Raw genomic sequence first — 22497 nt, 5'->3', positions numbered from 1 at the left:
TATGTTTCGATTAACCAATAAGTTAGCGGTATCGAACTTGATTAAAAACCGCAAACTCTACTATCCTTTTGCGCTGGCTGTTCTCTTGGCAGTCACTGTCACCTATCTCTTTTACTCTCTAACTTTCAATCCAAAGATTGCAGAAATTCGTGGAGGGGAAACCATTCAAGCTACACTTGGATTTGGTATGGTTGTCGTCACCCTTGCATCAGCCATTATCGTCCTCTATGCCAATAGTTTTGTCATGAAAAACCGTTCCAAGGAACTGGGGATTTATGGTATGCTGGGTTTGGAGAAGCGCCATCTGATTAGTATGACCTTTAAGGAGTTGGTTCTATTTGGAATTCTAACCGTTGGTGCAGGTATCGGTATTGGAGCCTTGTTTGACAAGTTGATTTTCGCTTTCCTACTCAAACTGATGAAATTAAAGGTAGAACTAGTCGCTACTTTCCAGATGAAAGTTGTCATTACAGTACTTGTTGTCTTTGGTTTGATTTTCCTAGGCCTCATGTTCCTGAATGCCCTTCGAATCGCCCGCATGAATGCCCTCCAGCTCTCACGTGAGAAAGCTAGTGGTGAGAAAAAAGGTCGCTTCCTTCCTCTCCAAACCATTCTTGGTTCTATAAGTTTAGGGATTGGCTATTATCTTGCCCTTACAGTAAAAGATCCCCTTACAGCCTTAACAACCTTCTTCCTAGCTGTTTTGCTGGTTATAATTGGCACCTATCTCTTGTTTAATGCAGGGATTACAGTCTTCCTACAAATTTTAAAGAAAAACAAAAAATACTATTACCAACCAAATAACCTTATCTCAGTGTCCAACTTGATTTTCCGTATGAAGAAAAATGCGGTTGGACTAGCAACCATCGCTATTTTGTCAACAATGGTTTTGGTAACCATGTCAGCAGCGACTAGCATTTTCAATTCCGCAGAATCCTTTAAAAAAGTTCTAAATCCTCATGATTTTGGGATTACTGGACAAAATGTTGAAAAAGAAGACTTGGACAAACTCTTGAGCCAGTTTGCAAGTGATAAAGGTTATAAGATTAAAGAGAAAGAAGTTCTTCGTTACGCTTACTTTGGTGTTGGAAACCAAGAAGGTAGCAAGTTAACCATTTTTGAAAAAGGACAAAACCGTGTCCAAGTCAAAACAGTTTTTATGGTATTTGACCAAAAAGATTATGAAACTATGACTGGTCAAAAACTTTCTCTATCAGGAAATGAGGTTGGACTCTTTGCAAAGAATGAGGGAGTTAAAGAACAGAAAGCTCTAACTCTAAATGATCATCAATTTTCTGTCAAAGAAGAATTTACTAAAGATTTCATTGTAAACCATGTTCCAAATCAGTTTAATATTTTGACTTCTGATTACAATTACCTTGTTGTACCTAATTTACAAGCCTTTTTGGACCAATTCCCAGATTCGGATATCTATAATCAGTTTTACGGTGGTATGAATGTAAGTATCAGTGAAGAAGAGCAACTCAAAGTCGCTGAAGAATATGAAAAATACTTACAAAAGTTTAATGCTCAATTAAACACTGAAGGTAACTATGTGTATGGTAGCACTCTAGCAGATGCTAGTGCTCAAATGAGTGTCCTCTTTGGCGGTGTCTTCTTTATTGGTATTTTCCTATCCATTATCTTTATGGTCGGAACCGTTCTGGTCATCTACTACAAGCAAATTTCTGAAGGATATGAAGACCGTGAGCGCTTTATTATCTTGCAGAAAGTTGGTTTAGATCAAAAGCAAATCAAGCAAACCATTAACAAACAGGTTTTAACTGTTTTCTTCCTTCCTTTGCTCTTTGCCTTCATACACCTCGCCTTTGCCTACCATATGCTTAGTCTTATTTTAAAAGTGATTGGTGTACTAGATACGACTATGATGTTGATTGTGACCTTGTCTATCTGCGCTATCTTCCTCATCGCCTATGTCTTGATTTTTATGATTACTTCTAGAAGCTATCGCAAGATTGTGCAAATGTAAAAAAGATACCTCGACTTCAAAATCGAGGTATTTCTTGTATTCTAAATGCTGAAAAGTTGTCCTAGCAGAAAGGTAACTCCCATAGTCAAGAGACCAATAGCAAGGTTCCGAATCATAGCCGTTTTGGTTGGGGCTTTTCCAAGTTTGGCACTAGTGTAACCAGTGAGAAGAAGGGCCACACCGACGATAAGGACAGTAACAGGGATGCGGTATTCACTTGGGAAAATGGTCACTGAGAGCATTGGTGGTAAGCTACCAAGGAAAAAAGAAATAAAGCTAGAGATAGCAGCGTGCCAAGGATTGGTAAACTCTTCATACTCTATCCCATATTTTTCCTCTACCAAAGCCTTGAGCGGATTATTTAAAAAGGCTTTGTTGGTGAGCAGTTGGGCAGAGGTTTCGCATTCTCCATTTTGGATATAGGCAGCATATAGGGACTTTTTAGCTAGCTCCATGTCTTGGTCTAGCAAGACTTGCTCACGCGCAACGGCTGCTTCCTCGGTATCTTTTTGAGTTGAAACGGACACATATTCTCCACCTGCCATTGAGAAGGCACCGGCCAAAATAGCTGCAAATCCTGATAAAAAGATAATCCAGATATTGCTCGTAGCACTAGCAACCCCGATAACCACACCTGCAATGGAAATAATTCCATCATTGGCACCAAGAACACCCGCACGTAGAATATTTAAACGACCTGCAAAATTTGAATCGATTTCGTGATTTGTTTCTGACATACTAATCTCCTTTTTATCCAGTATAAAGGAAATAGGTAATGAAATCAATCTTTTAAAAGTATCTGAAAAAAGTTGCACGATTTTAATAATGTAAAAGTATCGTCAGTTTCTCTAATAGAACAAATACAGAAGGTAAGGGATATAGAATGATTTTCGATTACTTTTAGTAACATAGAATAAGTGTTTCGTTCATTTTATAATCGTTTACAAGAAAATAATTAGTGTTTAATTTAATAAAATTCAAATATTTCACGAACTTTTTTATACTTTTTTCGTAAAACACTTTACAAGTTCTTAAAAACATGATATAGTAATGAAGCTTAGAAAATGAGATGATGTTTTCTAGCAAATATAAACCCGAGTAAAAAATGCCTACGGACAGGCAGGGTTGAATGCCGAAGCGTGGTTGAAAAACCACATTATTGATAGGGTTAAAAGCCTACTTTTATAAGTTGATGTTAGGACACTTGTCCTAATTCATAAATTTTTAGTGTGGTGAAAGCACACGTCATCTTGTGAAACGATCAATAAAGTACGTAATATTTGCTACTAGAGAGTTAGGAAACATCAGGAACAGACATACTCAACAGAAACCAAAATAAACGCGTCAGAAGATTGCAGAGCAGGTGAAAACCTGCTCTTTTTTCATGAGTATCCTTTAGAGCCTTACACAAGGTGAAAAAAGCTATGATAAAGGAGTATGTCTTTATAATGTTAAATCAAAACCAAGCCCCCATCTATGAGGGGCTGGTCAAATTACGAAAGAAAAGAATTGTACCATTTGATGTACCTGGTCACAAACGTGGTCGTGGGAATCCAGAATTAGTGGAACTTTTAGGGGAAAAATGCGTTGGTATTGATGTCAATTCGATGAAGCCCTTGGACAATCTAGGACATCCTATTTCGATTATTCGCGAAGCTGAAGAACTAGCAGCAGAGGCTTTCGGTGCTGCTCATGCCTTTTTAATGATTGGCGGGACAACCTCATCCGTGCAGACCATGATTCTCTCCACTTGTAAAGCTGGAGATAAAATCATCCTTCCTCGAAATGTCCATAAATCAGCTATCAATGCCCTTGTTTTGTGTGGAGCTATTCCCATCTATATCGAGATGAGTGTGGATCCTAAGATTGGTATCGCTTTAGGTCTTGAAAATGATCGTGTGGCACAAGCTATTAAGGACCATCCGGATGCCAAGGCTATCCTCATTAACAATCCAACTTATTATGGGATTTGTTCAGATCTTAAGGGATTAACAGAGATGGCTCATGCCGCAGGAATGAAAGTCTTAGTAGACGAGGCACACGGTGCTCATCTGCATTTTACAGATAAACTTCCTCTGTCTGCTATGGATGCAGGTGCTGATATGGCAGCAGTTTCTATGCATAAGTCTGGTGGGAGTTTGACCCAAAGTTCGCTTCTTTTAATCGGGGAGCAGATGAATCCTGAATACGTTCGTCAAATCATCAACCTGACCCAGTCAACATCCGCCTCTTACTTGTTGATGGCTAGTTTAGATATTTCACGTCGCAACTTATCCCTTCGTGGCAAAGAGTCCTTTGAGAAGGTTATTGAGCTCTCCGAGTATGCTCGTCGTGAAATCAATGCCATCGGTGGCTACTATGCCTACTCAAAAGAACTAGTAGATGGTGTGTCGGTTTGTGATTTTGATGTAACCAAGCTGTCAGTTTACACTCAGGGTATTGGTCTAACAGGGATTGAGGTTTATGATCTCTTACGAGATGAATATGACATTCAGATTGAGTTTGGTGATATCGGCAATATCTTGGCCTACATTTCAATTGGTGACCGCATTCAAGACATTGAACGTTTGGTTGGTGCTTTAGCTGATATCAAGAGACTCTACTCACGAGATGGAAAGGACTTGATTGCTGGAGAATATATCCAGCCCGAGTTGGTGCTATCTCCTCAGGAAGCCTTCTATGCAGAGAGAAGAAGCTTAACATTAGACGAATCCGTTGGCCAAGTCTGTGGGGAATTTGTCATGTGTTATCCTCCAGGAATTCCAATCCTAGCGCCAGGTGAACGCATTACACGAGAAATTGTCGATTATATCCAATTTGCAAAGGAACGTGGTTGTTCCCTCCAAGGAACGGAAGATCCAGAGGTCAATCACATCAACGTTATTGAAAGAAAGGAGAACTAGATGGATTTATGGTTTTCTGAAGTTCATACTCCAGATGTGAAATTATCCCTGAGAACTGCCAAGCAACTCTATGCTGGAAAAAGTGAGTGGCAGGATATTGAAGTATTAGATACGCCAGCTTTTGGAAAGATTTTGATTTTAAATGGGCATGTCTTGTTCTCAGATGCAGATGACTTTGTCTACAACGAAATGACTGTCCACGTTCCTATGGCTGTCCATCCCAATCCAAAGAAAGTCTTGGTTATTGGGGGTGGTGACGGTGGTGTTGCTCAGGTTTTGACACTCTATCCAGAATTGGAGCAAATCGATATTGTGGAACCAGATGAGATGTTGGTTGAGGTCTGTCGTGAGTATTTTCCAGACTTTACTGCTGGGCTTGATGATCCTCGTGTCACCATTTACTACCAAAATGGACTGAGATTTTTGCGAAACTGTGAAGATGATTACGATATTATCATTAACGATGCGACAGATCCGTTTGGTCATACGGAAGGGCTCTTTACCAAGGAATTTTACGGAAACAGTTATCGAGCTCTGAAGGAAGATGGTATCATGATCTACCAGCATGGGAGTCCCTTCTTTGACGAGGATGAGTCAGCATGCCGAAGCATGCACCGCAAGGTCAATCAAGCCTTTCCAATCAGTCGGGTTTATCAGGCCCATATTCCAACTAGTCCTGCTGGCTATTGGTTGTTTGGATTTGCTTCGAAAAAATACCACCCTGTTAAAGATTTTGACAAGGAAGGCTGGAAAAAACGTCAGCTTTTCACAGAATACTACACTGCAAACTTACACGTGGGAGCCTTTATGTTGCCCAAGTATGTAGAGGACATTTTAGAAGAAGAGGAAGGGAAAAAATGAGTCGTTTATTAGTTATTGGATGTGGGGGCGTTGCCCAAGTTGCTATTTCAAAAATTTGCCAAGACAGCGAAACGTTTAAAGAGATTATGATTGCTAGTCGTACCAAGTCAAAATGTGATGACTTAAAGGCTAAATTAGAAGGAAAAACAAGTACAAAGATTGAGACAGCTGCTCTTGATGCTGACAAGGTCGAAGAAGTGATTGCCCTGATTGAAAGCTACAAACCAGAAGCTGTTTTGAACGTAGCTTTACCATACCAAGATTTGACCATTATGGATGCTTGTTTGGCAACAGGTGTCCACTATATCGATACAGCCAACTACGAAGCAGAAGACACAGAAGACCCTGAATGGCGTGCTATTTATGAGAAACGTTGCAAAGAACTTGGTTTTACTGCTTACTTTGACTACTCATGGCAATGGGCTTACCAAGATAAATTCAAGGAAGCAGGCTTAACTGCTCTACTTGGTTCTGGTTTTGACCCAGGGGTGACCAGCGTCTTTTCAGCATACGCCCTCAAACACTACTTTGATGAAATCCACTATATCGATATTTTAGACTGTAATGGTGGTGACCACGGTTATCCATTTGCAACTAATTTTAACCCAGAAATTAATCTCCGTGAGGTTTCTGCGCCAGGCTCTTACTGGGAAGGTGGGAAATGGGTTGAGGTTGAAGCTATGTCTATCAAGCGTGAGTACGATTTCCCTCAAGTTGGTCAAAAAGATATGTATCTCCTCCACCATGAAGAAATCGAATCATTAGCAAAGAATATTCCTGGAGTTAAACGGATTCGCTTCTTTATGACTTTTGGTCAATCTTATCTAACTCACATGAAATGCTTGGAAAATGTTGGGCTCCTTCGTACAGATGCTATTAATTTTAATGGAAAAGAAATCGTACCAATTCAATTTTTGAAAGCCTTGCTTCCAGATCCTGCAAGCCTTGGCCCACGTACAGTTGGAAAAACAAATATCGGCTGTATCTTTACAGGTGTCAAAGATGGCGTTGAAAAGACAATCTACATTTACAATGTTTGCGACCATCAGGAGTGCTATGCAGAGGTTGGTTCACAAGCCATTTCTTACACAACAGGTGTTCCAGCCATGATTGGGACAAAATTAGTGATGGATGGTACATGGAAACAGCCTGGAGTTTATAACCTTGAAGAGTTGGATCCAGACCCATTCATGGAAGCTTTAAATAAATACGGTTTGCCATGGGTTGTGGTTGAAAATCCACAAATGGTGGACTAATGAAGCTAGAACAAGTACCAACACCAGCCTATGTCATTGATTTAGCAAAACTAGAAAAAAATTGTAGTGTTCTGCACCAGGTTCAGGAAAAGGCAGGTTGTAAGGTTTTGCTAGCTCAAAAGGCTTATTCTCTCTACAAAACCTATCCTTTAATTAGTCAATATCTGTCAGGTACGACAGCTAGTGGACTCTATGAGGCTAAGTTAGCTAGAGAAGAGTTCCCTGGGGAAGTCCATGTTTTTGCACCAGCTTTCAAGGAATCAGATATGGAAGAGCTACTGAAAATATCTGATCATATTGTTTTTAACTCAGAGAGACAATTACGAAAATATGGTCAACGTTGTCGAGATGCTGGTATCAGTGTTGGTTTGCGCATAAACCCTCAATGTTCAACGCAAGGTGACCACGCGCTCTATGACCCTTGTGCACCTGGCTCCCGTTTTGGAGTCACTCTAGACAGGATTCCGAGTGATTTACTAGATTTGGTGGATGGTCTTCATTTTCATACCCTCTGTGAGCAGGGGGCAGATGATTTAGAGACAACCTTAAAAGCAGTAGAAGACCAGTTTGGAGCTTATTTGCATCAAGTTAAATGGCTCAATATGGGTGGAGGTCATCATATTACGAGAGATGACTATGATGTGGACTTACTAATTTCTGAGATTAAACGCATTCAAGAAACTTATAACCTTGACGTCTATATCGAGCCAGGAGAAGCGATTGCCCTTAATGCGGGTTATCTAGCGACAGAAGTCTTAGATATTGTCGAAAATGGTATGGAAATCTTGGTTTTAGACGCCTCTGCGACCTGCCATATGCCTGATGTACTTGAGATGCCCTATCGTCCACCTTTGAGAAATGGCTTTGAGGCACAGGAAAAAGCCCATACTTACAGACTTTCTTCCAATACTTGTCTGACAGGCGATGTGATTGGTGATTATAGTTTTGAAAATCCAGTTGAAATTGGAGATAGACTTTACTTTGAAGACATGGCTATTTACTCCTTTGTCAAAAATAATACCTTTAACGGCATTGGGCTTCCAAGTTTGTATCTCATGGATAAAGAGGGTGAGTGCAGTCTAGTCAAAGCATTTGGCTACAAAGACTTTAAGGAGAGATTATCATGATGGACAGCCCAAAGAAATTAGGTTATCGTATGCCTGCAGAGTATGAACCCCATCATGGGACTCTCATGATCTGGCCGACTCGACCCGGATCTTGGCCTTTTGAAGGAAAGGCCGCTAAGAAGGCCTTTAGCCAGATTATCAAAATCATTGCCCAATGGGAAACAGTTTATCTTTTGGTGGAGCAAGACTATCTATCTGAAGCACAATCTTATCTTGGAGACAATGTTGTTTATTTAGATATTCAGACAAATGATGCCTGGGCGCGTGATACAGGGCCGACCATTCTCCTCAATGATAAAAGGAAAAAATTGTCAGTAGACTGGTCTTTCAATGCTTGGGGTGGTGCTATTGATGGTCTGTATCAAGATTATGAAGATGATGACCAAGTAGCCAGTCGTTTTGCTCAGGCCTTGGAAATGCCTGTTTACGATGCCAAACCTTTTGTACTAGAAGGTGGAGCTATTCACAGTGACGGTCAAGGTACGATTCTTGTTACAGAAAGTTGCTTGCTCAGTCCTGGTCGCAATCCTCACCTGACTAAAGAGGAGATTGAAGAAACCTTACTAGAGAGTCTTGGTGCCGAAAAAGTTATCTGGTTGCCTTATGGTATTTATCAGGATGAGACAAATGAACACGTCGATAATGTGGCAGCCTTTGTTGGTCCTGCAGAGCTTGTTTTAGCATGGACAGAAGACCAAGATGATCCCCAGTATGCCATGTCTGCAGCTGATCTAGCTCTCTTAGAGAAGGAAACTGATGCAAAAGGCCGTCCCTTCACTATTCATAAACTCCCGGTTCCAGCTCGTCATCAAGTCGTTACAGAAGAAGATTTACCAGGCTATACCTATGAAGAAGGGGAAGAGGAGCGTTATGAGGGAGAGCGTCTTGCGGCTTCCTATGTGAATTTTTATATCGCCAATAAATCTGTCTTGGTGCCTCAATTTCGGGATGCTAACGATCAAGTGGCCTTGGATATTCTCAGCCAGTGTTTCCCAGACCGAGATGTTGTCGGAATTCCTGCAAGAGATATTCTCTTAGGTGGTGGCAATATCCACTGCATTACCCAACAAATCCCAGAATAGGAGAAAAAGATGAGAAATGTAACGGTTGCAGCCATTCAGATGCAATGCGCCAAGGATGTGACAACAAATATTCAAACGGCGGAACGCCTAGTACGTCAAGCTGCAGAACAAGGCGCACAAATCATTCTCTTACCCGAGTTGTTTGAACGTCCCTATTTCTGTCAGGAACGTCAGTATGACTACTACCAGCATGCCCAGTCGGTGACAGAAAATACAGCCATTTTGCATTTTAAGGAGCTTGCTAAAGAACTAGAAGTCGTTTTACCGATCAGTTTCTATGAAAAAGATGGCAATGTCTTGTATAACTCCATTGCTATCATTGATGCAGATGGTGTGGTGTTGGGTGTTTATCGAAAGACCCATATACCAGATGATCATTACTATCAAGAAAAGTTTTATTTTACGCCTGGCAACACAGGTTTCAAGGTCTGGGATACTCGCTATGCTAAGATTGGGATTGGCATCTGTTGGGACCAATGGTTTCCTGAAACAGCGCGCTGTCTTACATTGAATGGTGCTGAATTGCTCTTTTATCCAACCGCTATTGGCTCTGAGCCTATCCTAGATACGGACAGTTGTGGTCACTGGCAACGTACCATGCAAGGGCATGCAGCAGCAAATATTGTTCCAGTCATCGCAGCCAATCGTTATGGATTAGAGGGAGTCACTCCAAGTGAGGAAAATGGTGGGCAAAATTCTAGTCTTAACTTCTACGGATCGTCCTTTATGACGGATGAAACAGGAGTTATTCTAGAGCGAGCTGAAAGACAAGGAGAAGCTGTTCTGTTAGCTACTTATGATCTAGACAAGGGAGCAAGCGAACGCCTAAACTGGGGCTTGTTTCGAGATAGAAGACCCGAAATGTATCAACGCATTACGGACTAGTAGGGGAGAAATGAGAGATTCATTCTGCTAGACTCGTTTTCACTAGCAACTACAAGGATACTATGTCATCTAGCAAGTGGATTTTATATTTTAACCCTCTAAGGCTTTCTCGCGCTTTTATGCGAGGAGCCTTTCTGTTTAAGCTTTATCAATAAAACATGCTATAATAGTTGCAGAAAGGTTGGTATTTATGGCTAGGATTTTGGTTATCGAAGACAATAGTGACATTCAAGAAATTTTGCGAACACTTCTTACTGAGGAGCATGAGGTGATTCAAGCCTTTTCAGGAACAGAAGGAATCATGCTTTTTGACCAAGGTGGAATTGACCTCGTTTTACTAGATATCATGCTTCCTGGGAAAAATGGGGATCAGGTTTTAAAAGCCATCAGGGAACAAAGTCAAATTCCAGTCATTATGCTAACGGCTTTGAGCGATAAGAAGTTAATCAGTCAATATCTCTTAGACGGTGCCAATGATTACATAGTGAAACCTTTTGATTTGGACGAAGTCTTTGCTAGAGTTACTGTTCAATTACGCCAAAGTGTAGAAAAACAGCCTGTGGAAATAGTAAAAACTGAAAATCTACCACAAAACTTGAAAAATATCCGGTTTGATGCAGAAAGTTTTGAAATCAAAAATAGCCAGGAAACGATTCGCCTTGCCAAGAAAGAATGCTTGATTCTTCAAACTCTACTCAAACATCCAAAGAAAATCTTTACCAAGGAAGAACTTTATGAATTGGTCTGGGAGGAGAGCTATCTACCTGGAGATAATACCCTCAATACGCATTTGAGTAATCTTCGTAAAAAATTAAACCAGCTTGACCCAAATCAAGAATATATTGAAACCATTTGGGGAGTTGGGGTAAGATTAAAAGGAGACAAGCAATGACCTACATGATAATCTTTATCCTATTGGTACTCCTAATTATTTTATCGATTGCATTGATTCGCTATCATCTAGCACTTAAAAACTTGAGTCAACAGATTGAAGACAAGATTCTCACAGGTAGTATGAAAAGAGTAGGAGTCAACATTTTTTCCAAACATTTTTTACAACTCTACCAGCAGATTGAGAATCTATTTCAGGAAGTGGAACAATCTCGGTTGGTTATGAAAAGGGAAAAACAGACTCTGGATATGGCCATCAGCAATATCGCCCATGATATTCGGACACCTCTGACTATCGCTTCAGGCTACACCCAACAATTGATAAAAACTCCTGAAAACAAATCAGAAACCTTACAAAAAATCGCCCAGCATCTTGATTTAGTTTCTAAACGTTTGGAGGCACTCCTAGAATATCGTCGTTTGATGGAAGGAGCCGTCAAACCGAAACTGGAAGAAGTGGACCTTTCCGCTTTTATTACCAAAAAGACTCTGGCTTATTATGATGTTTTTCAGGCGGCAAATATCACGCTTGATTTTAAGGTTGAAGCTGGTTTAACAACGAGGACCGATGAAGACTTACTGGATAGAATTTTACAAAATCTGCTTGGAAATGTCCTCAAGCATGGCAAGGAAGAAGCGCGGCTATCTTTGAGAAAGGAAAAAGAACAGTTTGTCTTAGAGATTTCAAACCTTGTTAAACAGCCCATCAACAAAATAGAAAAGCTCAGCAACCGTTTTTATTCTGAAAATCTATCAGACACAGAAGAATCCTCTGGTTTAGGCCTTTATATCACTGAGGAATTATGTCATCTTCTCGGTGCAGAGATGAAACTAAGCACAGATGGGCAATGGTTGTCGGTTTTCATTTACTTTTAACAAAAAGAAACCTCCTCTGTAGGCTAGAGGAGGTCGTTTTATTATAGACTTTTCTTTTTGAACACTGTCAGTCCACCTATATTAAAGATTACAATAACAGCTAAGCTAACTATAAGTGTGTAGAGAATTGACTCACTATTAGCAGTCATGGCATAGGCAAAGTTCAAGGATAAATAGCGCAAAATCTCGATATCTGGAAAGATGAGCATTGGCATTGAAAGTAAGGTAGAACTGATTAAATAGCCAATGAAAACAGCCAAATAAGAATGAGTCACATAGAGAATGAAGGAAACAATAGATAGCCAAGCTAGAATGCAGAGAAATTGAAGAGAAATTGTTAGAAGGAGATTGCCAATAAATCCTTCTGGCATCGTACCAAGACCGTTTAAGATAGTCGCTGGTACGAAAGCAATAACTAGGCTAACAAGAATTTGCATTAGAGCGATACTTGCTAATACTACAGACTTGGCTAGGAAGAATTCTGTGCGAGAAACACCCACTGTCAAACTGTTTTTATAGAGTTTTCCGATAAGATCAACTCCTAGAACTAAGCAAGCAAGGATAATACAGAGAAAAACTAGGTTTGAGCTATTGCTAGAGGTGTTAATAAGGGCTTGTATACCATCCCATCCCTTGCTTGGCAGTTCGGTTTCTGCGTTTGTACTTGTACTGACGGATATGATCTGTCCTGTAGCTCCAAAAACAGCCCCCATTAACATGAGTGCAAAGAGAACGAGCTCTGTAATCCAAAATCCTTTGGAACGGAAAAGACGGTAAAAGTCTGCTTGAATGGTATGTATCATGATTTTCCTCCTATTCGACCAATTGAGTGAAGTATTCTTCTAGGTTTTGACGGGCATAGTAAATCTCGTCAATGGCAACATCTGCCAAGGTTAATTCCTTGAGAATCTGTTTGACATCTTGTTCCTGACCAAAGATATGGATTTCATTTTCTGGATTAACAACCTTGAACTGGAGCTGAATTTGTTCTTTCAATACTTGGCAAGCTTTTTCTTGGTCAGTTGTCTTAAGGACAATATAATCCTCACTTAGTGTTTCAAATTCAGCTTTGCTAATTTCACGGATAATCTTGCCTTGATCTAAAATACCAAAGCGATTGGCTAGGAGATAGAGTTCTGACAAGATATGGCTAGAGATGAGAATGGTGATCCCTTTTTCTTGATTGAGCCGTTGAATCATCAGACGAAATTCTTTGATACCGATTGGATCGAGACCGTTGATAGGTTCATCTAAGATCAAGAAGTCTGGTTTGGATAGAAGGGGAATGGCGATACCAAGTCTTTGTTTCATTCCTAGCGAGAAATCACGAAAGACCTTTTTACCTGTATCTGACAACCCTACATAGTCCAGGGTTTCACGAATAACTTGATCAGCATTTGGAATATGGCGAATCATACAATAATATTTCAGATTTTGATAGGCTGTTAAGTGATTATGAGCTACAGGTGATTCGATCACTGAACCTACTCGAGATAGAGCCTTGGTCCACTCATTTTCCGTTTGGCTAGAGAAGAGGGAAACAGTCCCTTTATCCGCAAACAGTAGTTGCGTAATAATTTTTATTAAGGTAGTCTTCCCAGCTCCATTCTTTCCTATAAGTCCATAAATATCTCCCTCTCTTATCGTTAAATGAAGATTCTGAAGAATAGCTTGTTTGTCGAAGTTTTTGGACAATCCATGAATGTCAAGTACTGTTTTCATGATTCTCTCCTTTTGATTTATTTTGATAACTTTAGTATAAAGCATAGAAATCAAAGAAAGCTCAAGGATTTCTAAAGAGTTTCTAAAGTTTTAGGGAATTCTTAAATATCAAAACCCAGTTGACACGAACTGGGCTTCTTTACTATAAAATATATTTCTCAATGGCACGCGCAACGCCGTCTTCTTCGTTGCTGGCTGTAACGTCATCAGCTAGGGATTTGACATGGTCGCTAGCATTTCCCATTGCAACACCAAGTCCTGCAAACTGGAGCATTTCGATATCGTTATTGGCATCGCCCATGGCCATAATTTCTGACGGTTCAATTTGCAAAATCTCAGCTAGTCGTGAAAGAGCAGTAGCTTTTGTCGTTCCAAGTGGCATAGCTTCATAAATGACTGGCTGCGAACGAACTCCACTAAATCGTTGGCAAAGCTCCTCAGCAAAACGCTCCTCAAAATCGTCTGTTTGCTCTTTGGTGCCCAAAAACATACCTTGGAACATGCGATACTTGCCACTAGTCGCTTCCTCAAGAGAAATTTCAGTCAGGTCTGAAAAAACTAGTTTAGCATCATTTTGAACGATTTCATTAGGCTTGCCACCGAGGACAAAATAATGCTCCTCATCAAAAAGAGTCAACTGAACCTCACTTTTTTCAGCTAGGTCATAGAGGTACTCGATGTCTGCTGGACTGAGTTCTTGCCAATCAACCAGACTCCAATCACTTGTCTGATGAGTTGAGCAACCGTTGTTCACAATCACATATTCATTCTGGAGGTCAAGTCCTAGTTTTTTGTAGTAGGGGAGGACGCCGAAAAGCGGGCGGCCCGTACAGAGAACCAGTTTGACACCTTTTTCAATAGCTTGATGAATAGCAGCGATGTGAGCTTGAGGGATTTCCTTGGCTTCATTGAGGAGGGTTCCGTCCATATCCAAGGCTAGTAGTTTAATCATAGGTCTTCCTTCTTTATCTTTTGGTATTATTATAGCATATTTTAGGAAATAAAATGGTAAAAGGAACGAGACTAATTGATCTTACAGTTTAGGATGTTTGGAGAACATTTTAAGATTTGAAGAGGATATTTTACAAAGATATGCTATACTAAGTTTGTTATTTACTTAAGCAGACCATTCTATTCAATATTCTAGTCAAGAAAAAGAAAAGCTGAGAATTTAATATGAAAAAACGGATTATTCAAATTTTACTAGCATTGTCCTTCATTTTTTACAAATCAACTTGGTTTTGGGGGCTTTTCAATCACCTAGCAAAGTCCTATCTACCAGCAAGTCGTGAGTTTTTTCAGATTCTACTTTTGCTGGAAAGTGGTGTTCTTTTGTCAGCAGTCATCTACCTATTAGTTTTTGCAGGAAAGAAGACTTTTCATTTTAAGTGGCAGTTGAGGTACTTTATCTACCTTTTACTGGGCTACATCATTTCGTATATGTCGGACTTCCTCTTGTCTTATTTCATACCCTCGTCTTCAAATCAAATTTCTTTGAATGAAACGATAGAAATGATAGGGAGACAGGAATTACCCTATTTCTTGCTCATAGCTTGCTTCATCGGCCCTATTGCTGAGGAATTGATTTATCGCGGTGTGCTTATGACAACCTTTTTCAAAAACTCGCCTTGGTACGGAGATGTTTTGCTTTCTGCTATTATTTTCGGTTATATTCATATCAATTTCGCTTTAACACCTCTTGCTTTTTTCATTTATGCTAGTGGAGGGCTTATTTTAGCTCTACTGTATCGCTTGACAAAAAGTCTCTACTATCCAATACTAGTTCATATTCTCATCAATATCACTGCCTTCTGGGATGTATGGTTACAACTATTTTCAGGAAGTTAGCTTACTAAAACAATGTCGGAAGATCCGGCATTTTCTTTTCAACAGATGAGCAAAAACTGATTATTTTCAGACTTGGGTGGCTAATCATGGTATAATAAAAGGTAATGAAAAATTCCAACGAGGCAGAGATGAAATTACTTTATACTGATATTCGGACTTCTTTGACTGAAATTCTAACCAGAGAGGCGGAGGAGCTTGTTGCTTCTGGCAAGCGGGTCTTCTATATCGCTCCCAACTCTCTTTCTTTTGAAAAGGAACGCGCCGTGCTGGAATGCTTGTCCCAGCAGGCTTCTTTTGCGATTACTGTCACTCGCTTTGCGCAGATGGCTCGTTACCTGATCTTGAATGACTTGCCTGCTAAAACCAGCCTAGATGACATCGGACTTGGAATGGCCTTTTACAGATGTCTTGCTGAACTTGATCCCAAAGACTTACGAGTATACGGCGCTATCAAGCAGGATCCTCAATTTATCCAGCAGTTGATTGAACTTTACCACGAGATGACCAAAGCTCAGATGAGTTTTTTGGATTTGGAAAGTTTGACGGATGAGGACAAGCGAGCAGACTTACTCTTGATTTTTGAGAAAGTAACGGCCTATCTAAACCAAGGTCAGTTAGCTCAAGGAAGTCAGTTGTCCCATTTGATTGAGGCTATTGAGAATAACAAAGTTAGTAGTGATTTTACTCAAATCGCCTTAGTCATTGATGGCTTTACTCGTTTTTCTGCTGAAGAAGAGCGGATTGTGGACCTACTTCATGGCAAGGGTGTCGAGATTGTCATTGGAGCTTATGCTAGTAAGAAAGCCTATATCAGTCCTTTTAGCGAGGGCAATCTCTACCAAGCCAGTGTGGAGTTTCTCCATCATCTAGCTTCTAAATACCAAACGCCTGCTCAGGACTGTTCTCAAATTCATGAGCAGATGGATAGTTTTGACAAGGCCTCTCGTTTGCTGGAGTCTTCTTATGACTTTTCAGAATTAACATTGGATTTAGATGATAAGGACCGTGAAAACTTACAAATCTGGTCTTGTTTGACGCAAAAAGAAGAGTTGGAATTGGTAGCCCGTAGCATTCGTCAGAAAATGCATGAGAACTCAGCCCTGAGTTACAAGCATTTTCGTATTCTCTTGGGGGATGTAGCTTCTTATCAGTTATCTCTAAAAACTATTTTTGACCAGTATCAGATTCCTTTCTATCTTGGTAGAAGCGAATCCATGGCTCATCATCCCTTGACACAGTTTGTTGAGTCTATTTTGGCTTTAAAACGCTATCGTTTCCGTCAGGAGGATTTGATAAACCTTCTTAGAACAGGTCTCTATACCGACCTCAATCAGGCTGATATTGATGCTTTTGAGCAATATATCCGCTATCTTGGTATCAATGGCTTGCCAGCCTTTCAGCAAGACTTCACCAAATCCCACCATGGAAAATTTGATTTAGAACGTTTGAATGCTCTTCGTTTGCGGATTGTAACACCTCTTGAGACCCTCTTTGCCAGTCGAAAACAGAAGGCTGAAAATCTCTTGCAAAAGTGGAATAGCTTTCTAAAAGAAAGTTCAGTGACCAGGCAGTTGCAAGATTTGACAGCCACCATGGAAGTTCTTGAACAGGAAAGACAAGCCGAAGTTTGGAAGGCTTTCTGTCATGTTTTAGAACAATTTGCGACTGTTTTTGCTGGTTCACAAGTTAGTCTAGAGGACTTCCTAGCCTTGCTCCATTCTGGAATGAGTTTGTCCCAATACCGTACCATTCCAGCGACAGTGGACACTGTTCTGGTACAGAGTTACGATTTGATTGCACCACTGACTGCTGACTTTGTCTACGCCATTGGGCTGACTCAGGACAATTTACCAAAAATTGCGCAGAATACCAGTCTTTTGACAGACGAAGAAAGACAGAGCCTAAACCAAGCGACAGAAGAAGGCGTTCAATTACTAATTGCTAGCAGTGAAAATCTCAAGAAAAATCGCTATACCATGCTTTCCTTGGTCAATTCTGCTCGTAAAGAGTTGGTTTTATCGGCTCCAAGCCTTTTTAACGAAAGTGAAAGCAAGGAATCTGCCTACCTTCAAGAGCTGATCCATTTGGGATTTAGTCGAAAAGAGAAGAGGATAAATCACAAAGGGCTGTCTATGGAGGATATGGGGTCCTATCACAGTCTTTTATCTAGTCTGGTTGCCTATCACCAGCAGGGCAAGATGAGTGAGACTGAGCAAGATTTGACCTTTGTTAAGGTTCTGGCGCGTGTCATGGGTAAAAAACTAGACCAACAAGGTCTGAAAAATCCGGCTCTCCCAACTAGTCCAAGCAGCAAGCCCTTAGCCAAGGATACCTTACAAGCTCTCTATCCTACTGATCAGGAGTTTTACCTGTCTACCTCTGGTTTGACGGAGTTTTATCGCAATGAATACAGTTATTTTCTTCGCTACGTTTTAGGCTTGCAGGAAGAATTACGCCTGCGTCCGGATGCTCGTAGCCACGGAAATTTCTTGCATCGTATTTTTGAACGCGCCTTGCAGTTGCCTGACGAAGATTCCTTTGACAACCGTCTAGAACAAGCTATCCAAGAAACCAGTCAAGAACGCGAATTTGAAGCCATTTATCAGGAAAGTTTGGAAGCCCAGTTTACCAAGGAAGTTTTGCTTGATGTTGCACGGACGACTGGACATATTCTCAGACACAATCCAGCCATCGAAACCATCAAAGAGGAAGCGAATTTCGGTGGGAAAGAGCAAGACTTTATTCAATTGGATAATGGACGCAGTGTCCATGTACGAGGCAAGGTTGACCGGATTGACCGATTGAAAGCTGATGGGGCGATAGGAGTGGTAGACTACAAATCTAGTCTGACCCAGTTCCAGTTTCCTCATTTCTTTAATGGGCTTAATTCCCAGTTGCCAACCTATTTAGCTGCCCTAAAAAGAGAAGGGGAGCAGAACTTTTTCGGTGCCATGTACTTAGAAATGGCTGAGCCTGTCCAATCTCTGATAGCCGTTAAAAGTCTGGCAGGAGCAGTTGTGGAAGCCAGCAAGTCAATGAAATACCAAGGCCTCTTTTTAGAAAAAGAAAGCAGTCATTTGGGCGAATTTTATAACAAAAACAAGGCTAGCCAGCTGACGGATGAGGAATTCCAGCTCCTACTGGACTACAATGCCCATCTTTACAAGAAAGCAGCTGAGAAGATTTTAGCAGGTCAGTTCGCCATCAATCCTTATACCGAAAACGGTAGAAGCATTGCACCATACGTTCAGCAACACCAAGCTATCACAGGATTTGAAGCCAATTACCACTTGGGTCAAGCCCGTTTTCTAGAGAGGTTGGACTTATCTGATGGTAAGCGTCTGGTCGGAGAAAAACTCAAGCAAGCTTGGTTTGAAAAAATAAGAGAGGAGTTGAATCGATGAAGCCTATTCCCTTTTTAACTGAGGAAGAAATTCAAAAACTGCAAGAAGTAGAAGCAAATTCGAGCAAGGAACAAAAGAAAACTGCCGAGCAAATCGAAGCCATCTACACTTCTGGTCAGAATATCCTTGTCTCAGCATCGGCTGGTTCTGGTAAAACCTTTGTCATGGCAGAGCGTATTCTGGACCAATTGGCGCGTGGTGTCGAAATTTCTCAACTCTTTATCTCAACCTTTACCGTTAAGGCAGCCACAGAGCTTAAGGAACGTTTGGAGAAAAAAATCAGCCAACAAATTCAAGAAAGTAGCGATGTTGACCTCAAACAACACTTGGGTCGCCAGTTGGCAGACCTACCCAACGCTGCTATCGGAACCATGGACTCTTTCACACAAAAGTTCCTTGGCAAACATGGCTATCTGATTGATATTGCGCCTAATTTCCGTATTTTACAAAATCAAAGTGAGCAACTCCTTCTAAAAAATGAAGTCTTTCATGAAGTTTTTGAAACGCATTACCAAGGTAAACAGAAAGAGACCTTTAGTCATTTGCTGAAAAACTTTGCAGGGCGCGGCAAGGATGAGCGGGGGCTGCGCAAGCAGGTCTATAAAATCTATGACTTCCTCCAATCCACTAGTAATCCTCAAAAGTGGCTGAGTAAATCTTTCTTAAAAGGCTTTGAAAAAGCTGATTTTAGCAGTGAAAAAGAAAGACTGACTGAGCAAATCCAGCAAGCCCTTTGGGATTTGGAAAGCTTTTTCCGTTACCATCTGGATAGCGATGCCAAGGAGTTTCCCAAGGCTGCTTATTTAGAAAATGTTCAGTTGATTTTAGATGAAATTGGCTCCTTAAATCAGGAGTCCGATAGTCAGGCTTATCAAGCAGTGCTTGCACGTGTTGTCGCCATTTCGAAAGAGAAAAACGGTCGGGCTCTGACGAATGCCAGCCGTAAGGCTGATTTGAAGCCCCTGGCTGATGCCTACAACGAAGAGAGGAAGACCCAGTTTGCTAAACTAGGACAACTAGCAGATCAGATAACGATTCTCGACTATCAAGAACGTTATCATGGAGAGACCTGGGAACTAGCTAAAACCTTCCAAGTCTTCATGAGTGATTTTGTAGAGGCCTATCGTCAGCGTAAGCGCCAGGAAAATGCCTTTGAATTCGCTGATATTAGCCATTACACCATTGAGATTTTAGAGAAATTCCCGCAAGTTCGTGAGGCTTATCAGGAACGTTTCCATGAAGTCATGGTCGATGAGTATCAGGATACCAACCATATTCAAGAACGGATGCTTGAATTACTGTCTAATAGTCACAATCGCTTTATGGTGGGAGATATCAAGCAGTCCATCTATCGTTTCCGTCAGGCAGATCCTCAGATTTTCAATGAAAAATTCCAACGCTATGCGCAAAATCCAAAAGAAGGAAAGCTCATTCTCCTCAAGGAAAATTTCCGTAGTAGTTCAGAAGTTCTGTCTGCGACCAATGATGTTTTTGCACGCCTTATGGACCAAGAGGTCGGCGAAATCAACTATGATAACATGCACCAGCTTGTTTTTGCCAATACCAAACTGACTCCCAATCCAGACAACAAGGCAGAATTTCTCCTCTACGACAAGAACGACATCGGTGAGGAAGAAGAGGGTCAAGAAGAAACGAAACTGACAGGCGAAATGCGCTCGGTGATCAAGGAAATCCTTAAACTTCATCAGGAAAAAGGTGTTGCCTTTAAGGAAATTGCCCTTCTGACCTCCAGTCGCAGTCGTAATGACCAGATTCTTCTCGCCCTGTCTGAGTATGGAATTCCTGTCAAAACTGATGGAGAGCAAAACAATTATCTCCAATCCTTAGAAGTACAAGTCATGCTGGACACCCTTCGTGTCATTCACAATCCCCTGCAAGACTATGCCTTGGTTGCCCTTATGAAGTCTCCAATGTTTGGCTTTGATGAGGACGAGTTAGCACGTTTATCCCTTCAGAAAGCAGAGGACAAAGTCCAAGAAAATCTCTATGAAAAACTGGTCAACGCTCAAAAACAGGCAAGTAGCCAAAAAGGCTTGATTCACACAGCTCTAGCTGAGAAACTAAAACAATTCATGGATATCTTGGCTTCTTGGCGCCTGTATGCCAAAACGCACTCCCTCTATGACTTGATTTGGAAGATTTACAACGATCGTTTTTATTATGACTATGTTGGGGCTTTGCCAAATGGTCCTGCTAGGCAGGCCAATCTCTATGCCCTAGCTTTAAGAGCAGACCAGTTTGAAAAGAGCAATTTCAAGGGCTTGTCTCGTTTTATTGGTATGATTGACCAGGTTTTGGAAGCTCAGCACGATCTTGCAAGCGTGGCTGTCGCACCGCCCAAAGATGCAGTAGAACTCATGACCATCCACAAGAGTAAAGGGCTGGAGTTTCCTTACGTCTTTATTCTCAATATGGATCAGGATTTCAACAAGCAAGACTCTATGTCAGAGGTCATTCTCAGTCGTCAGAATGGTCTTGGTCTTAAATATATTGCTAAAATGGAGACAGGAGCAGTGGAAAATCACTATCCTAAAACTATCAAACTCTCCATTCCCAGCTTGACCTACAGGCAGAACGAAGAGGAATTACAGCTGGCAAGCTACTCAGAGCAGATGCGTCTACTGTATGTTGCTATGACACGGGCTGAGAAAAAGCTCTATCTTGTCGGCAAGGGTTCTCGTGAAAAGCTAGAAACCAAGGAATACCCAGCAGGTAAAAATGGGAAACTGAATAGCAGTACTAGACTTCAAGCCAAGAATTTCCAAGATTGGCTTTGGGCTATTATTAAAGTGTTTACTAAGGACAAGCTCAACTTTAGCTATCGTTTTGTTGGTGAAGATCAGCTGACTAGAGAAGCTATCGGTCAGTTGGAAAACAAGAGTCCTCTCCAAGATAGCTCCCAAGTAGACAATCGCCAGTCAGAAACCATCAAAGAAGCTCTTGAAATGTTGAAAGAAGTGGAAGTCTATAATACTCTTCACCGCGCAGCCATTGAACTGCCTAGTGTTCAAACCCCAAGCCAAATCAAGAAATTCTACGAACCAGTTATGGATATGGAAGGTGTAGAGATTGCAGGTCAAGGTCAGTTAGTAGACAAGAAAATTAGTTTTGATTTGCCAGATTTTTCAACCAAAGAAAAGGTAACAGGAGCTGAAATAGGTAGTGCTACCCACGAACTGATGCAGAGAATGGATCTCAGTCAGCAACCAACGCTTGCTAGCCTGACAGAAACTCTCAAACAAGTTCAAACCAGCCCAGGTGTCAGAGATAAGATCAATCTTGCTAAAATCCTTGCATTCTTTGACACAGCACTCGGTCAGGAAATTCTTGCTAATACCAACCATCTCTATCGCGAGCAACCTTTCTCCATGCTCAAACGAGACCCAAAGAGTCAAGAAGACTTCGTTGTCCGTGGTATCCTTGATGGATATCTGCTTTATGAGGACAGGATTATTCTGTTCGACTATAAGACAGACCGCTATGATGAACCAAGTCAACTCATAGACCGTTATCGTGGTCAGTTAGCCCTATACGGCGAGGCTTTATCTCGAGCCTATTCGATTGAAAATATTGAAAAATACTTGATTTTACTCGGTAAAGACGAGGTTCAAGTTGTAAAAGTATAATCTAG

Annotated in this window: 16 protein-coding genes; 12 read left to right on the top strand and 4 right to left on the bottom strand. The window is 41.0% G+C overall.

The window, feature by feature from the left end:
• Position 1 precedes the first annotated feature (1 nt).
• On the top strand, positions 2–1990 hold the full coding sequence (locus tag D2908_RS01050) for an ABC transporter permease (RefSeq protein WP_117304252.1): 1989 nt from the start codon (positions 2–4) through the stop codon (positions 1988–1990).
• Between the two features lie 41 nt (positions 1991–2031).
• Here D2908_RS01050 and D2908_RS01045 read toward each other — a convergent pair whose 3' ends face one another.
• Positions 2032–2727, bottom strand: coding sequence for a VIT family protein (locus D2908_RS01045; RefSeq protein ID WP_117304250.1), 696 nt, complete (start codon positions 2725–2727; stop codon positions 2032–2034).
• A gap of 711 nt (positions 2728–3438) precedes the next feature.
• On the opposite strand from D2908_RS01045, the gene D2908_RS01035 reads away from it, so the two are divergent.
• The 8 genes from D2908_RS01035 to D2908_RS01000 all read left to right on the top strand — a co-directional run bounded on the left by D2908_RS01035 (position 3439) and on the right by D2908_RS01000 (position 11871).
• Positions 3439–4893, top strand: a complete 1455-nt coding sequence (locus D2908_RS01035; RefSeq protein WP_117304247.1) for an aminotransferase class I/II-fold pyridoxal phosphate-dependent enzyme — start codon at positions 3439–3441, stop codon at positions 4891–4893.
• Entirely contained in the window at positions 4894–5754 is an 861-nt protein-coding gene (gene speE / locus D2908_RS01030; RefSeq protein WP_117304245.1) for a polyamine aminopropyltransferase, read from the top strand.
• Positions 5751–7010, top strand: coding sequence for a saccharopine dehydrogenase family protein (locus D2908_RS01025; RefSeq protein WP_117304243.1), 1260 nt, complete (start codon positions 5751–5753; stop codon positions 7008–7010). Before speE ends, D2908_RS01025 begins: the two co-directional genes overlap by 4 nt.
• Complete coding sequence (gene nspC / locus D2908_RS01020) at positions 7010–8137, top strand: carboxynorspermidine decarboxylase (RefSeq protein WP_117304241.1); 1128 nt, start codon at positions 7010–7012, stop codon at positions 8135–8137. The genes D2908_RS01025 and nspC overlap by 1 nt, the downstream gene beginning before the upstream one ends.
• Positions 8134–9219: an agmatine deiminase gene (gene aguA, locus D2908_RS01015; RefSeq protein WP_117304240.1), complete on the top strand. Its 1086-nt coding sequence runs from the start codon at positions 8134–8136 to the stop codon at positions 9217–9219. The genes nspC and aguA overlap by 4 nt, the downstream gene beginning before the upstream one ends.
• Before the next feature lie 9 nt (positions 9220–9228).
• Positions 9229–10104, top strand: coding sequence for an N-carbamoylputrescine amidase (gene aguB / locus D2908_RS01010; protein WP_117304238.1), 876 nt, complete (start codon positions 9229–9231; stop codon positions 10102–10104).
• Positions 10105–10294: 190 nt separating this feature from the next.
• A complete protein-coding gene (locus D2908_RS01005; RefSeq protein WP_117304236.1) occupies positions 10295–10996 on the top strand; it encodes a response regulator transcription factor in 702 nt (233 codons plus the stop codon).
• Positions 10993–11871: a HAMP domain-containing sensor histidine kinase gene (locus tag D2908_RS01000; protein ID WP_117304234.1), complete on the top strand. Its 879-nt coding sequence runs from the start codon at positions 10993–10995 to the stop codon at positions 11869–11871. Before D2908_RS01005 ends, D2908_RS01000 begins: the two co-directional genes overlap by 4 nt.
• Positions 11872–11912: 41 nt before the next feature.
• Here the strand turns inward: D2908_RS01000 and D2908_RS00995 are convergent, their stop codons facing one another.
• The 3 genes from D2908_RS00995 to D2908_RS00985 form a co-directional block, all read right to left on the bottom strand.
• Complete coding sequence (locus D2908_RS00995; protein WP_117304232.1) at positions 11913–12674, bottom strand: ABC transporter permease; 762 nt, start codon at positions 12672–12674, stop codon at positions 11913–11915.
• Positions 12675–12684: 10 nt separating this feature from the next.
• On the bottom strand, positions 12685–13593 hold the full coding sequence (locus D2908_RS00990; RefSeq protein WP_117304231.1) for an ATP-binding cassette domain-containing protein: 909 nt from the start codon (positions 13591–13593) through the stop codon (positions 12685–12687).
• A gap of 142 nt (positions 13594–13735) precedes the next feature.
• Positions 13736–14545 (bottom strand): Cof-type HAD-IIB family hydrolase, encoded by an 810-nt coding sequence (locus D2908_RS00985; protein WP_117304229.1) that lies wholly within the window; start codon positions 14543–14545, stop codon positions 13736–13738.
• Between the two features lie 224 nt (positions 14546–14769).
• Here D2908_RS00985 and D2908_RS00980 point away from each other — a divergent pair, with 224 nt between their 5' ends.
• The 3 genes from D2908_RS00980 (at position 14770) to addA (ending at position 22492) form a co-directional block, all read left to right on the top strand.
• On the top strand, positions 14770–15441 hold the full coding sequence (locus tag D2908_RS00980) for a CPBP family intramembrane glutamic endopeptidase (RefSeq protein ID WP_117304227.1): 672 nt from the start codon (positions 14770–14772) through the stop codon (positions 15439–15441).
• A gap of 128 nt (positions 15442–15569) precedes the next feature.
• Positions 15570–18845 (top strand): ATP-dependent nuclease subunit B, encoded by a 3276-nt coding sequence (gene rexB / locus D2908_RS00975; protein WP_117304225.1) that lies wholly within the window; start codon positions 15570–15572, stop codon positions 18843–18845.
• On the top strand, positions 18842–22492 hold the full coding sequence (gene addA / locus D2908_RS00970; RefSeq protein ID WP_117304223.1) for a helicase-exonuclease AddAB subunit AddA: 3651 nt from the start codon (positions 18842–18844) through the stop codon (positions 22490–22492). The genes rexB and addA overlap by 4 nt, the downstream gene beginning before the upstream one ends.
• Positions 22493–22497: the final 5 nt, after the last annotated feature.

Source organism: Streptococcus sp. LQJ-218 (genome assembly GCF_003428885.1).
Lineage (GTDB): Bacteria > Bacillota > Bacilli > Lactobacillales > Streptococcaceae > Streptococcus.
The sequence above is the reverse complement of the archived record's forward strand: the minus strand, read 5'-3'. Positions and strand labels throughout refer to the sequence as shown.

What these genes read in the sequence shown, in the direction of transcription:
- D2908_RS01050 (WP_117304252.1), top strand. Translation starts at nt 2, where the DNA reads ATGTTTCGATTAACCAATAAGTTAGCGGTATCGAACTTGATTAAAAAC.
- D2908_RS01045 (WP_117304250.1), bottom strand. Translation starts at nt 2,727, where the DNA reads ATGTCAGAAACAAATCACGAAATCGATTCAAATTTTGCAGGTCGTTTA.
- D2908_RS01035 (WP_117304247.1), top strand. Translation starts at nt 3,439, where the DNA reads ATGTTAAATCAAAACCAAGCCCCCATCTATGAGGGGCTGGTCAAATTA.
- speE (WP_117304245.1), top strand. Translation starts at nt 4,894, where the DNA reads ATGGATTTATGGTTTTCTGAAGTTCATACTCCAGATGTGAAATTATCC.
- D2908_RS01025 (WP_117304243.1), top strand. Translation starts at nt 5,751, where the DNA reads ATGAGTCGTTTATTAGTTATTGGATGTGGGGGCGTTGCCCAAGTTGCT.
- nspC (WP_117304241.1), top strand. Translation starts at nt 7,010, where the DNA reads ATGAAGCTAGAACAAGTACCAACACCAGCCTATGTCATTGATTTAGCA.
- aguA (WP_117304240.1), top strand. Translation starts at nt 8,134, where the DNA reads ATGATGGACAGCCCAAAGAAATTAGGTTATCGTATGCCTGCAGAGTAT.
- aguB (WP_117304238.1), top strand. Translation starts at nt 9,229, where the DNA reads ATGAGAAATGTAACGGTTGCAGCCATTCAGATGCAATGCGCCAAGGAT.
- D2908_RS01005 (WP_117304236.1), top strand. Translation starts at nt 10,295, where the DNA reads ATGGCTAGGATTTTGGTTATCGAAGACAATAGTGACATTCAAGAAATT.
- D2908_RS01000 (WP_117304234.1), top strand. Translation starts at nt 10,993, where the DNA reads ATGACCTACATGATAATCTTTATCCTATTGGTACTCCTAATTATTTTA.
- D2908_RS00995 (WP_117304232.1), bottom strand. Translation starts at nt 12,674, where the DNA reads ATGATACATACCATTCAAGCAGACTTTTACCGTCTTTTCCGTTCCAAA.
- D2908_RS00990 (WP_117304231.1), bottom strand. Translation starts at nt 13,593, where the DNA reads ATGAAAACAGTACTTGACATTCATGGATTGTCCAAAAACTTCGACAAA.
- D2908_RS00985 (WP_117304229.1), bottom strand. Translation starts at nt 14,545, where the DNA reads ATGATTAAACTACTAGCCTTGGATATGGACGGAACCCTCCTCAATGAA.
- D2908_RS00980 (WP_117304227.1), top strand. Translation starts at nt 14,770, where the DNA reads ATGAAAAAACGGATTATTCAAATTTTACTAGCATTGTCCTTCATTTTT.
- rexB (WP_117304225.1), top strand. Translation starts at nt 15,570, where the DNA reads ATGAAATTACTTTATACTGATATTCGGACTTCTTTGACTGAAATTCTA.
- addA (WP_117304223.1), top strand. Translation starts at nt 18,842, where the DNA reads ATGAAGCCTATTCCCTTTTTAACTGAGGAAGAAATTCAAAAACTGCAA.